Raw genomic sequence first — 12,441 nt, 5'->3', positions numbered from 1 at the left:
TTTTATTTACAATATCAGACTACAAAAATAAGAAAATCGAACAGCATGAGCCGTTCGATTTATATTTTTAAGGTAAAATTAAGTTTAGAAAAATGTTTACTTAAGACCTTTTTCTCTTAACAACTCTTTCATAAGCTCTGGATCGCGTAGCGCTGCCCATCCAAAGGCTATAATCATTGCAACAAGGGCAACAATGTAAAGCGCACTCAAAATTACACCGATAATGCCACAAACTTTACCAGCCTTGGTATTTTTTAAAGATGACAAAGAGTAAGCGCCGGGATTTAAATTATACTGTTTTATATCTTTTCCCGCTAAAACCCAGGCCACGATTCCGAATACCAAACCTAATCCATAACAGCAGCAGGCTGGAATGGATAAAATGCCCAAAATTAATGCAACAGTAGCGTTTGGCAAATTCTGTTGTCCCATGCCATTTCCAAACTGGCCAAATGGTGGCTGTTGCTGAAATGGCGGAGGCGTTGCCGGCGGCGTCTGTACGGGTTCGGCAGGCGGAATGTTGCTCTTTATTGGTTCTAATGGATTTTGTTGAGGATTTTCTTGTTCTTCAGACATAAAAGGACGTTTTTAGTTTATAAGTTGATGGTTGTATATTTTGTAAATGTAGTTGATTAAGATAATTACCGCAATACCCGTAAACACCAATTTAATAAGTTGGGCACCAAACTTAAAATCAACTTTAAGGTGTATAAAGGTAAAAATCAATAATGCAAGAAGCGGGATTGTTGCGGGATAGAATTTGAAAGATTCGACCAGATTTCCTTTTAGCAGGGCTAAAACGGAACGCTGCAAACCGCAACCCGGACAGTCGAAACCGAACTGCGCTTTGAAAGGGCAACTTAGCAAATGGCCACTTAACCAATCAAATATATCAGATTTCTGTTGCGTCAGCATCTTCTATGTAATCGATTTGAGTGTCTTTCCATACTTTATATTTCTCTAAATCCTTCAAAACTTGTTTGTAAACCAGATTGAGCACAAAAATATCATCAATAAATCCCAAAACCGGAACAAAATCAGGCACTACATCAATTGGCGATAGAAAATAAATCAACCCGCCTAGAATGGCAATAATTGAGCGTTTCGGGATTTCGGTATAATCACCGTTTACATAATCTTTGGCAATAGCGAAAAGCAACACCATTTTTGCCCAAACGCCCTCGAGTTCGCCTTTGTTCGAAACAGCTTTACCCAGCGCTTCTTTAATCGTGTTGCTGGCTTTAGCTTTATCATTAAGTATAGCTGATGCTTTGCTTTCTGACTTTTTAAAGAAATCCAATATCTTTTTCCTGTTAAACTTCATGCTTTAAGTGATTATGAACCAACGTAAAAATTTAATTTAAGTATTTATGCTTTGGATTTCAGCATTTCTAAAATATCATCGAGGTATTTTCGCTCGTTCGCTAAACGCGGCACTTTATGTTGCCCCCCCAGTTTATTTTTCGTTTTTAACCAATCGTAAAAAGTATTGGCCGGTACATTATGAACTTTCGGGCGGCACAAAGCCATATCTTTAAAACGTTTTGCATCGTAATCAGAATTTATTTCCCTCAGTGTATTGTCCATCACATCAACAAACTTCTCAAAATTATCAGGCTGTTTGTCAAACTCAATAATCCATTCGTGCCCACCTGCTTTTTCGCCTTTAAAATAAATCGGACCAGCAGTATAATCTTTAATCCCCGCACCGGTTTCCGTACATGCTTTGGTTAGCGCCTGCTCAGCATTATCTATAATTACTTCCTCACCAAAAGCATTTATAAAATGTTTCGTTCGCCCGGTTATTTTAATCCGGTAAGGCAGCAAAGAGGTAAATTGAACGGTATCCCCAATCATGTACCGCCATAAGCCGCCATTGGTTGAGATAACGATTGCATAGTTTTTATTGATTTCGACCTCGCCCAACAAGAGTGCCTTCGGATTTTCTTCAGCAATATTTTCCATCGGAACAAACTCGTAAAAAATGCCATAGTCTAGCATTAATAACATCTCATCGGAGTTATCCTGATCCTGAATTCCAAAAAAACCTTCCGATGCGTTGTATGTTTCCAGGTAGTACATATCGGCAGAGGGGATGAGCTCTTTAAATTGTTCACGATAAGGCGTAAAATTTACCGCCCCATGAACGTAAAGTTCCAGGTTTGGCCAAACCTCGAGTAGATTCTTTCTCCCGGTTAACTCCAAAACCTTTTTAGCCAATACAATTGTCCAGGTTGGCACGCCGGAAATGCTGGTTACATTTTCATGAATAGTCGCCTCCGCCATTTTATCCATCTTGATTTCATAATTATCCATCAGGGCGATAGACATATCCGGAGTTCTGTAATATTCTGCCCAAATCGGAAGGTTTTTAATCAGTACGGCTGATAAGTCGCCATAAAAACAATCCTCGTTTAATTGATTTACCTGATGACTTCCGCCTAGAACCAATCCTTTACCAGTAAACATCTGGTTATCGGGCCGGTTGTTACAATAAATGGATAACATATCCTTACCACCTTTAAAGTGGCATTCTTCCAGAGATTCTTCTGAAACGGGAATAAATTTGCTTCTATCACTCGTTGTGCCTGATGATTTTGCGAACCACTTGATATCTGACGGCCACAAAATATTTTGCTCGCCATTTAGCATGCGCTCAATATATGGCTTCAACGTATCGTAATTTTGAATTGGAACCCGCTCCTGGTATTGCTGGGTGGTTAAAATACTCTTATAATCGTATCTCCTTCCCCATTCTGTATTTTCTGCACTATCTATCAGGCTATGAAACCACTCCTCCTGAACATCATAAGGATACTTCATAAAAAGCTCAATCTGATGGATTCGCTTCTTCATCAACCAGGTAAAAATTGAATTTACGATTGCCATAATACCGATTTAAACTTCAAAGGTTTTACGTTTCAACACAAAGTTTGCACCAAGATATACCTTGCGCACCATTTCATTTTCGGCTAAAACCTCAGGAACACCCTGTTCAAGAATTTTTCCTTCGAAAAGAAGGTAGGCTCTATCGGTAATGGAAAGCGTTTCCTGAACGTTATGGTCGGTTATTAAAATGCCGATATTCTTGTGTTTCAATTTAGCAACGATACTTTGAATTTCCTCCACGGCAATTGGGTCAACTCCGGCAAAAGGTTCATCAAGAAGTATAAAATTAGGGTTTGCCGCCAATGCACGGGCAATTTCTGTACGCCGGCGTTCGCCTCCAGAAAGTAAATCGCCGCGGTTTTTACGAACTTTATGCAAGCTAAACTCGTTAATCAATTCCTCGAGTTTCTCTTTCTGCTCTTCCTTACTCATCTTGCTCATTTCCAAAATAGCAAGAATGTTCTCCTCTACAGTCAGTTTTCTAAAAACCGATGCCTCCTGCGCAAGATAGCCTATACCTTTTTGCGCCCTGCGATACATGGCATCTTCGGTAATATCCTGATCTTCCAAAAAGATCTTCCCTTCATTTGGCTTTATCAAACCAACAATCATATAAAAAGAAGTGGTTTTACCAGCACCGTTCGGCCCAAGTAAACCCACAATTTCTCCCTGACTTACGTTGAAAGACACATCATTAACAACGGTACGCTGTTTATATTTTTTAACCAGATTTTCGGCTCTTAATATCATTCGTATTTACGATTTTTAATTTACGATTTACGATTACTGCAAATCTAAATCTGTATTTTCACACCATGCCTTCTTATTTCATTTCAGAAACTTTTCTACAGAATCTGAAGCGTGTTGGGCACAGCGGGCTGTTTAACTAGTTTTTATTCCTTTAATATTTAGTTGCAAACGCTTCTTATCTCTCCACACATTTTCTTCTATTGTATAACAAACAGAAAATGGAACTTTTGGTTGCAGGAGATTTTGAAATTCTGCTAACCCGAAACCAATGGCCTCAAAAATAGACGAATTTTGTTGCTTTATGTTTATTTTTAAATGATTTGCGCCAACAGCCATTGCATGCTGGGCAAGGTAAACATTGTGCGTAACAAATATTGGCGCCATATTTTCCGGACCAAAAGGCCCCATTTGCGCCAATACCCGATAAAACTTCCCGTCTATCTGAGCAAGCTCTATTTCGGCATCTATCTTAATCATTGGCGTTAAAAGTTCGTCGGTAATTGTTGCCGAAACAATTTCCTCGAATTTATCGGCAAAGGCATTTACATTGCCTTGCTGCATGGTTAAACCGGCAGCAAATTTATGTCCGCCAAACTGATCTAACAGATGTGAACAACCACTTAAGGCCTCGTACAAATCGAAACCGGCCACCGAACGGCAAGAACCTGCAACATGGCCGTTTGATTTGGTTAAAACAATTGTTGGACGATAATATTTTTCTGTTAAACGGGAAGCTACAATTCCAATAACACCTTTATGCCAATTCTCATTAAAAACAACGGTTGTTTTTTTGTTAATTAAAATTTCGCTATCGCCAATTAGCGCCAAAGCTTCTCTTGTAATGTCCTGGTCGAAAGTTTTCCGCTCGGTATTTTTTAAATTAATAAGCTCGCTTTGTTCCAGCGAATTTCCATCAACCTGGCAAAGTAACATGGCAACCGCATGTTTGGCGTGGTCTATCCTTCCGGCGGCATTTATCCGGGGGCCTAATGTAAACACAACGTCGGTTATGGTGTAGTTTTCCGTTTTGCCAGAAACCTCCATTAAAGCACGTAAACCTTCACAAGGATTTGTATTCAGCTTTCGAATACCATAATAAGCCAGTATTCTGTTTTCACCAACAACCGGAACAATATCTGCAGCAATACTCACCATTACCAAATCAAGATATTGCAGATATGATTCTTTTGGAAGATGATGTTTTTGCGCATAAGCCTGCGCCAGCTTAAAACCAATTCCGCAACCTGCCAATTCTTTAAAAGGGTATTCGCAATCGGCCCGTTTTGGGTCTAATACTGCAATCGCTTTTGGAAGTTGATCGCCTGGCAAGTGGTGGTCGCAAATTATAAAATCGATGCCAAGCGTATTTGCGTAGTCTATTTTATCAAGCGATTTTATTCCGCAATCCAGTGCAATAATTAGCGAAAAACCATTTTCATTTGCGTAGTCAATACCTGCGGTAGAAATGCCGTAGCCTTCCAAATATCTGTCAGGAATGTAGTATTCTATATTTTGCGTAAGCTGAGAAAAGAAACTATAAGCTAAAGCAACCGAAGTGGTGCCATCAACATCGTAATCGCCATAAATGAGAATCTTTTCGTGTGTGTTAAGTGCCTGCTCAATCCTTGCAATGGCCACATCCATATCTTTCATAAGAAAAGGATTGTGAAGGTGATCTAAATCCGGCCTGAAAAAGTCTTTGGCAGATTCGTAATCGCAAATGTTTCTTTGAACTAAAATCCGAGCAAGCGAGCTATCTATATTAAGTTGTTCCGTTATTTTCTTTACCGTGTCATCATTGCAATTTGATGTCAGCACCCATCTTTTTTCCATTATATTTGTTTCCGAACAGTAAATATACTTTTTTAATTTAAATCTCTACATTTTGCAAGTTCATACCTTATTCGAAGGCACCTATTCTGTTGATGCGTCGAAGAAATTCGTTCCTTTCGACACGGCCATACATAATTTTAAAGACAGGCCGGGCTCATTGTTTATCAATGTTCAACCGTTTTTGGTTGAACTGAAGAACGATTTGATTCTGTTTGATACAGGTTTGGGTTTTAGCGATGACCATGGCGAACTTGTTTTACATAAAAACATCCGCAATGCCGGTTTCGACCCAACTGATGTAACCAAAGTTCTAATGTCGCACTTACATTATGATCATTCTGGCGGTATGATTCATAAACTTGGCGATAAAACTGAACTTAGTTTCCCGGATGCGGAATATGTGATTAATCGTGGCGAATGGGAAACTGCCTTCAGCAGCACTTCATCTTCCTACCATGCCGATATCTTTGCATTTCTTCAGAGAAATGCGCAACTCCACTTTGTAGAAGGCAACGGTAATTTGGATGAAACAATCGCCTTTGAATTTACTGGCGCTCATTGCCCCAATCACCAGGTTTTTCTGTTAACAGAGGGAAAGCAAAAAGTTTTTTTTGGTGGCGATGTGTTACCAGAACCCGAAGAACTGGTGAAAAATTTTATCGCTAAATATGATTTCGACGGGCGCAAGGCCATGGAGTTACGTAAAGAATTTGGTAAACGTGCCGCCGATGAAAACTGGGAATGTTTATTCTACCATGGAAAAAGCGCTGCTACAGGTTTTGTAGATGCGGTTGAAGGCGGATTTAGGATAAGATAATTTTGAGGTTGAAGGTAGAAAGGCGAAAGGTTTAGGGGGAAAGACTAAAGCCTATAGGCTAAAGCAAAAGCACTTAAGCTGGTAAAACCGATTGGCTATGGATTTCATTACCGCCTAGCTTTAGCTGACGGAAAATAAATAAGGCGAGCAAGGCTTTAGCCAAACCTGCAATTTGCAAGCTGCGTTTCTTGCAGTTCTGTGGTTTCTAAACCCGACAGCAGCGAAAATACTTTTGATTAAACCTAAAAGGTTTTAAAAACCTTTTAGGTTTGAAAAAGATTACAGCGAATGGCGGGAACAAACACTAATAGTTTTACTGAAGTTGCTTTCCAAAAATCTTTAGAAAAGCCTATAAAACAAAAAAAGTCCCGGCAAAATTGCCAGGACTTTCCTAAATTCCGAAACAGGAATAATTATTTTTTAGCTACCAATTTAACAGCTAATTCGAAATTATCGTCAATTGCTTTGTCGCCAATGCTATCGAAGAAAGATTTAGAACCGTAACGGATGTCATATTTAGTTCTATCTACAGTAATTTTACCTGCTAAAGCAGAAACAGTACCATCAGCATTTACAGCTACAGTTGCAGGGAAACTTAATGGCTTAGAAATTCCTTTAATTGTTAAATTACCTGTTACTGTTACCGCAGCGCCAGAACCGGCAACTTTAGTAATTACGAAAGTAGAAGTCGGGAATTTAGCAACACCGAAAAAATCGTCTGCTTTTAAGTGACCTTCTAATTTAGCACTACCGTCTGCATCTTTAATTGAATTCATATCAATAGTAAAAGTACCGCCTGTTACTTTTTTTCCATCAACATTTAGCGTACCTGATTGTAAAGCGATTGTTCCGTTATGAGAACCTGTTACTTTTTTACCAACCCATGTAATGGTCGATTTTGCTGCATCTACAGTGTAAGCAACTGGTTTAATAGTTGTAAAAGCTGATAATGATACAACTGCAACTAATAAAAAGATTGAAGAGATTTTTAATTTCATTTTCTGGTTTTTAAATTATGGTACAAAGATATAATTAAGGTCGACCCTTGTTATTGACCTATGTTAAGTTTTTCAAAAATAGTCGGATTTATTTAAAATCAGTCTATTGACTTAAATTAGTTGTCGAGGTTTAATATTAAAGCTTGTTTATATTATTTTGAAAAGCAAATGCAGAACTATGGTGAATGTTAGCCGGGCTTTACGTTAAATCTTTTTTGTAACATGCATCTCGAGGTTGTAAGAACCTGTGAAACAAAAAAGTATATCACTTCAATCCCGTTTAAATCCCGTTATAGCTTTGGTGCTATTTAAGGCTGCAAAACGTAAAATATTTTTATAATAATATTGTTTGTTTAAATTTATATCATGAACCACAACGCAAAATCCATCCGACCGTTTATCGGCGCTAAAAATTTTGAAACTTCAAGAAGCTTCTACCGTGATTTAGGTTTCCAAGAAGTAACCTTGGGCGACAGCATGTCGGTTTTCAAAAGTGGAGAAATGGCCTTTTACCTGCAAAATGCCTATGTGAAAGATTGGATAGATAATACAATGATTTTTATGGAAGTTGATGATGTTGATCGTTTCTATGATGAACTTTTAGCACTCGGTTTACCAGCCAGATACGAAAATGTGAAGCTTAGTGCAATAAAAACCGAAACCTGGGGTAAAGAATGTTTTCTGCATGACCCATCAGGAATTTTATGGCATTTTGGCGAATTTAGTTAAATCACAGTAGGTTACCCGATATGTATCCTATGGAAAAACCATGGAACAGCTGATAACTTCAAATACGAATAATTCTTTGACTCCGTCAAGCCTATCTTTATTCCCCACATTTACAAAAGTTGGGCAAATTACTTTGCCGCCATGTGCCTGGCTGTTGTTTTTAAACCCGACAAAAGCGGGCACGAAACACAATTTTCTTGTGTGAGTAAAGCGGATGGCGGGGCTGAAACCGGCCATTAAATACCGACAGTCATTTCCAAAAAAAAAATCTGCAAGCTGTATGAAAATGCTTTCACAAAACTTGCAGATAATTTTTAAAGAGATTGCAAATCACCTTTGAACGATAGGTGTATTTACAATACCCAACCCAACGCTTATCGTAAATTGCTATTAAGGGACAATTTCTTCCAGGTAACTTTCCACCGGCGGGCAAGCGCATATTAGTGAGCGGTCGCCATGGCTATCGTTTACGCGGCCAACTGATGGCCAGAATTTGCGTTCTAGCACATAAGGAAGCGGAAATGCAGCGGTTTGACGACTGTATGCATGTTCCCACTCGTTTGCTGTAATAACGGCAACAGTGTGAGGGGCATTTTTTAATGGATTATCGATCTTATCGAAAGTACCGTTTTCTACTTCGGTAATTTCATTTTTAATCGCAATTAAAGCCTCGCAAAAGCGATCTAATTCGTGCTTTGGCTCAGATTCTGTTGGCTCTACCATTAAGGTTCCTGCAACCGGAAACGAAACCGTTGGTGCGTGGAAACCATAATCCATTAAGCGTTTTGCTATATCGGTAACTTCTATGCCGAAAGCTTTGAAAGAGCGGCAATCCAAAATCATTTCGTGTGCGCAACGACCCTGAGCACCTGAATATAGAACCGGATAGTGTTGCTCTAAACGAGCTTTCATGTAGTTTGCATTTAAAATGGCGTATTTCGTGGCATTTGTTAAGCCTTCGGCACCCATCATTGCAATGTATGCATGAGAAATAATGAGAATAGACGCCGAGCCCCAAGGTGCTGATGAAACTGCAGAAATTGATTTTCCTTTCTCGATATCGACCACGGCATGACCAGGAAGATACGGAACCAGGTGTTTAGCAACACCGATTGGGCCCATACCAGGACCACCACCGCCGTGAGGAATACAGAAGGTTTTATGTAAATTTAAGTGGCAAACATCGGCACCAATATTAGCCGGACTTGTTAAGCCAACCTGGGCGTTCATGTTTGCTCCATCCATGTAAACCTGACCACCATTTGCGTGAATGGTTTCGCAAATCTCGATGATACTTTCTTCGAATACACCGTGGGTTGATGGATAAGTAACCATCAAACACGATAAATTGTCTTTATGAAGTTCAGCTTTTGCTTTTAAGTCTTCAACATCGATGTTACCGTTTTCCAGCGATTTTACAACAACGATTTTCATATCGGCCATTGCCGCCGATGCAGGGTTTGTACCGTGAGCAGATGCAGGAATTAACGCAACGTTACGGTGGAAATCGCCTCTATCCTGATGATAAGCACGAATAACCATTAAACCGGCATATTCACCCTGTGCGCCTGCATTTGGCTGCAAGCTCATTGCTGCAAAGCCTGTAATTTCGCTCAACCATTTATCCAGTTCGTTAAAAACCGAGTAATACCCCAACACCTGGTCGGCCGGAGCAAACGGATGAACACGACCGAAGTGAGACCAGGTAACTGGAATCATTTCTGCCGTAGCGTTTAACTTCATGGTACAGCTACCCAAAGCAATCATCGAGTGGCAAAGCGATAAATCTTTTGCCTCTAATGATTTTATGTAACGCAACATTTCATGTTCTGAATGGTGCGAATTAAAAATTGGATGTTCCAGATAAGCCGACGTACGCTGTAACTCTGCCGGAATAACCGTTTCTACATTTTCTATTACTTCAAGCTGGTCTGCCGCGACAGCTTTAACTTTTGCGAAAATTTTAGCTATTAAAGTAATATCTTCAAAAGTTGTGGTTTCATCAACTGAAATTGTAGCCACATTGCCCACATAATTTAAGTTGATTTCGTTATCAATACAACCTGAATGGATGCCGCCTTTTAAATCGCCTAAGTCAAAACGAATGGTATCGAAGTAAGCTGAATTTAATTGTTCGTAACCCAGGCTTTTTAAGGTTGAAGCCAGGCTGATGGCTAAACCATGGGTGCGCTCTGCAATAGCTTTCAGGCCTTTCGGGCCATGATAAGCCGCGTAGAAACCAGCCATAATTGCCAATAACGCCTGTGCTGTACAGATGTTTGAAGTGGCTTTATCTCTACGGATGTGTTGCTCGCGGGTTTGCAATGCCATACGCAGGGCGTAATCTCCGTGGCTATCTATGGTAACACCTATAATACGCCCTGGAATGGAGCGCTTGTATTCATCTTTTGTTGCAAAAAATGCTGCATGCGGCCCACCAAAGCCCATCGGTATTCCGAAACGCTGCGTTGTACCTACAACAATGTCAGCGCCCCACTCGCCCGGAGGCGTTAGCAAGGTTAGGCTTAAAATATCTGCCGCAACGGTTAACTTAATTTTCTGAGTGTGTAAGTCTGAGGCAAAGTTTCTGTAATCGAAAACTTCTCCGTTGCCTGCAGGGTATTGAACGATTGCCCCAAAGAAATCTTCTGTAGCCAGAAAATCTAGATGACTGCCAATAACCAGTTCGATACCGTAAGGATTTGCACGGGTTTTTAAAATGTCTATTGTTTGAGGAAAAACCAGTTCAGACACGAAATATTTCTTCGCCGATTGGTTTTTACGAGTGCTGTATTGCATAAACATTGCTTCTGCCGCCGCAGTACCTTCATCTAAAAGCGAAGCGTTGGCAATTTCCATTCCGGTTAAATCAATAACCATGGTTTGAAAATTTAACAGGGCCTGTAAACGGCCTTGCGCAATTTCTGCCTGATATGGCGTGTATTGAGTATACCATCCCGGGTTCTCGAACACATTACGCAAAATTACCCCAGGCGTAATGGTATCATAATAACCCTGACCGATAAAGCTTTTAAAAACTTTATTTAACAATGAAGTTTGTTTCAAAGCGCCAAGATATTCAGTTTCTGATTTCGCTGCCGGCAAATTTAAAGGTTGCTTTAATCTAATAGCTGTTGGAACAGTTTGTTCAATTAGCTCATCAATAGAATTTACGCCAACAGTTTGCAACATTTCGGCTGTATCTGCCTCATTTGGTGCAATATGACGATTTTGAAAATCTTCCTTGTAATGGATATTTAAGCTCATGCGGTTATGAATAATAAATTTGCTGCAAAGGTAGCAAAAACGATGCTGTATTTCGCTATCAGGCAGTGTAAAAAAGGTGTCTTATTTAGTGCAAATAGCTATAAAGCAGGCACAGTTTATTAACAAGGATGATGACAAACGTTTGTCTAATTTGGCATGAATTTCGTTTATTTGGAATGCAGTGCTTTTACAAAAATAAAATTCGTTCACGAAGCTGTTGTGCGGCGGGTAAACTCGAATTTCCATTTTTTGCGAAGACACGTGATTTTTAAAGTTTTCCTACCTTTGACTAAACAATACATTTAAATGTCAAGATCAAAAAATAACGTTGCCATTTTAGTTCAGGCCTGCGATCGTTACAAATTTCTATACGAAGGTTTTGATCATTTTTTCTCCGAACACTGGGATTTTAAAATTCCCGGGCAATATTATTTTGCTACCGAAGAACTAGATGTTAAGATAAGCGGTTTTGAAAACATAAAATCGGGTAACGGAGCCTGGGCCGATCGACTTTCTTATCTTTTAAATACTCAAATTAAGGAAGATTATATTCTCTACTTCCAGGAAGATATGTGGCTTAGCAAACCGGTAAACCGCAGCTTTTTTACCCAGCTTTTTGCTTTAGCGGAAGAAAACGACTGGAAGCATGTGAAACTTCATAGCTCGACCGTTTACAAAACGAAACCAACAGAGCTGTTTATTGATGGGTTTAATGTTGCAGAAATCGACAATAAAAAATCTGAGTTCTTAATGTCGCATCAGGTTACGCTCTGGAAAAAAGATTATTTGCTGGCACAACTTTACAAAAACGAGCACCCGTGGCGAAACGAAAGACGGGCCACAAAAAGACTCAAAAAGCTAAATCCTCAAATTTTCCACATCGATTACTTTGCAGAAAACAGCTGCGCAGAAATAAACGAAAATCAGCAGCCGAAATCGAGAAGCGAATATCACGCAGTTTCTTTTAACAGCACGCTCAATTTCAATGTAGTAGACTATATAAAAATCCTCAGTAAGGGAAAAGCTGCACAGAAAAAGTATGCTGAAGAACTACAAAATCATTACGATAATAACTTAACTCACGATGGCAAACCCAAAGCGAAAAAGGAAGATATTTTTAAGAGATTTAAAAATTGGTTTGTTAAGAAAAAAGCTTAA

General features: G+C 39.5%; 11 protein-coding genes. 3 read left to right on the top strand and 8 right to left on the bottom strand.

Annotation, left to right across the window (positions count from 1 at the left end):
• Positions 1–96 precede the first annotated feature (96 nt).
• From AC0IWT_RS19740 to recJ, 6 genes are all read right to left on the bottom strand, one after another.
• The gene (locus AC0IWT_RS19740; RefSeq protein WP_471798468.1) at positions 97–576 is read right to left on the bottom strand and encodes a CCC motif membrane protein; all 480 of its coding nucleotides are present in this window, start codon (positions 574–576) and stop codon (positions 97–99) included.
• A gap of 12 nt (positions 577–588) precedes the next feature.
• Positions 589–915 carry a DUF2752 domain-containing protein gene (locus AC0IWT_RS19735; protein WP_056871841.1) on the bottom strand — a complete coding sequence of 109 codons (327 nt, stop codon included), beginning with the start codon at positions 913–915 and terminating at the stop codon, positions 589–591.
• Complete coding sequence (locus AC0IWT_RS19730; protein ID WP_056871842.1) at positions 893–1,324, bottom strand: YkvA family protein; 432 nt, start codon at positions 1,322–1,324, stop codon at positions 893–895. The genes AC0IWT_RS19735 and AC0IWT_RS19730 overlap by 23 nt, the downstream gene beginning before the upstream one ends.
• 44 nt (positions 1,325–1,368) lie before the next feature.
• Positions 1,369–2,889 carry a GH3 auxin-responsive promoter family protein gene (locus tag AC0IWT_RS19725; RefSeq protein WP_471798467.1) on the bottom strand — a complete coding sequence of 507 codons (1,521 nt, stop codon included), beginning with the start codon at positions 2,887–2,889 and terminating at the stop codon, positions 1,369–1,371.
• A gap of 9 nt (positions 2,890–2,898) precedes the next feature.
• Entirely contained in the window at positions 2,899–3,639 is a 741-nt protein-coding gene (gene lptB / locus AC0IWT_RS19720) for an LPS export ABC transporter ATP-binding protein (protein ID WP_056871844.1), read from the bottom strand.
• A 132-nt stretch (positions 3,640–3,771) separates the two neighbouring features.
• The gene (gene recJ / locus AC0IWT_RS19715; protein ID WP_471798466.1) at positions 3,772–5,472 is read right to left on the bottom strand and encodes a single-stranded-DNA-specific exonuclease RecJ; all 1,701 of its coding nucleotides are present in this window, start codon (positions 5,470–5,472) and stop codon (positions 3,772–3,774) included.
• A gap of 52 nt (positions 5,473–5,524) precedes the next feature.
• Between recJ and AC0IWT_RS19710 the strand changes: the two genes are divergently transcribed.
• On the top strand, positions 5,525–6,289 hold the full coding sequence (locus AC0IWT_RS19710) for an MBL fold metallo-hydrolase (protein WP_471798465.1): 765 nt from the start codon (positions 5,525–5,527) through the stop codon (positions 6,287–6,289).
• Positions 6,290–6,702: 413 nt separating this feature from the next.
• On the opposite strand, the gene AC0IWT_RS19705 is transcribed toward AC0IWT_RS19710, so the two are convergent.
• Complete coding sequence (locus AC0IWT_RS19705; RefSeq protein ID WP_056871847.1) at positions 6,703–7,287, bottom strand: YceI family protein; 585 nt, start codon at positions 7,285–7,287, stop codon at positions 6,703–6,705.
• A 366-nt stretch (positions 7,288–7,653) separates the two neighbouring features.
• On the opposite strand from AC0IWT_RS19705, the gene AC0IWT_RS19700 reads away from it, so the two are divergent.
• Positions 7,654–8,016, top strand: a complete 363-nt coding sequence (locus tag AC0IWT_RS19700) for a VOC family protein (RefSeq protein ID WP_471798464.1) — start codon at positions 7,654–7,656, stop codon at positions 8,014–8,016.
• A gap of 390 nt (positions 8,017–8,406) precedes the next feature.
• Here the strand turns inward: AC0IWT_RS19700 and gcvP are convergent, their stop codons facing one another.
• Positions 8,407–11,283 (bottom strand): aminomethyl-transferring glycine dehydrogenase, encoded by a 2,877-nt coding sequence (gene gcvP, locus AC0IWT_RS19695; RefSeq protein ID WP_471798463.1) that lies wholly within the window; start codon positions 11,281–11,283, stop codon positions 8,407–8,409.
• Between the two features lie 306 nt (positions 11,284–11,589).
• Between gcvP and AC0IWT_RS19690 the strand changes: the two genes are divergently transcribed.
• Positions 11,590–12,441, top strand: a complete 852-nt coding sequence (locus tag AC0IWT_RS19690; protein WP_471798462.1) for a hypothetical protein — start codon at positions 11,590–11,592, stop codon at positions 12,439–12,441.

Source organism: Pedobacter sp. AC464 (assembly GCF_979253075.1).
This window is presented reverse-complemented; position numbering and strand designations above follow the sequence as displayed.

Bases quoted from the DNA above. Each gene is read 5' to 3' on its own strand.
- AC0IWT_RS19740 (WP_471798468.1), bottom strand. From the start codon at position 576: ATGTCTGAAGAACAAGAAAATCCTCAACAAAATCCATTAGAACCAATA.
- AC0IWT_RS19735 (WP_056871841.1), bottom strand. From the start codon at position 915: ATGCTGACGCAACAGAAATCTGATATATTTGATTGGTTAAGTGGCCAT.
- AC0IWT_RS19730 (WP_056871842.1), bottom strand. From the start codon at position 1,324: ATGAAGTTTAACAGGAAAAAGATATTGGATTTCTTTAAAAAGTCAGAA.
- AC0IWT_RS19725 (WP_471798467.1), bottom strand. From the start codon at position 2,889: ATGGCAATCGTAAATTCAATTTTTACCTGGTTGATGAAGAAGCGAATC.
- lptB (WP_056871844.1), bottom strand. From the start codon at position 3,639: ATGATATTAAGAGCCGAAAATCTGGTTAAAAAATATAAACAGCGTACC.
- recJ (WP_471798466.1), bottom strand. From the start codon at position 5,472: ATGGAAAAAAGATGGGTGCTGACATCAAATTGCAATGATGACACGGTA.
- AC0IWT_RS19705 (WP_056871847.1), bottom strand. From the start codon at position 7,287: ATGAAATTAAAAATCTCTTCAATCTTTTTATTAGTTGCAGTTGTATCA.
- AC0IWT_RS19700 (WP_471798464.1), top strand. From the start codon at position 7,654: ATGAACCACAACGCAAAATCCATCCGACCGTTTATCGGCGCTAAAAAT.
- gcvP (WP_471798463.1), bottom strand. From the start codon at position 11,283: ATGAGCTTAAATATCCATTACAAGGAAGATTTTCAAAATCGTCATATT.
- AC0IWT_RS19690 (WP_471798462.1), top strand. From the start codon at position 11,590: ATGTCAAGATCAAAAAATAACGTTGCCATTTTAGTTCAGGCCTGCGAT.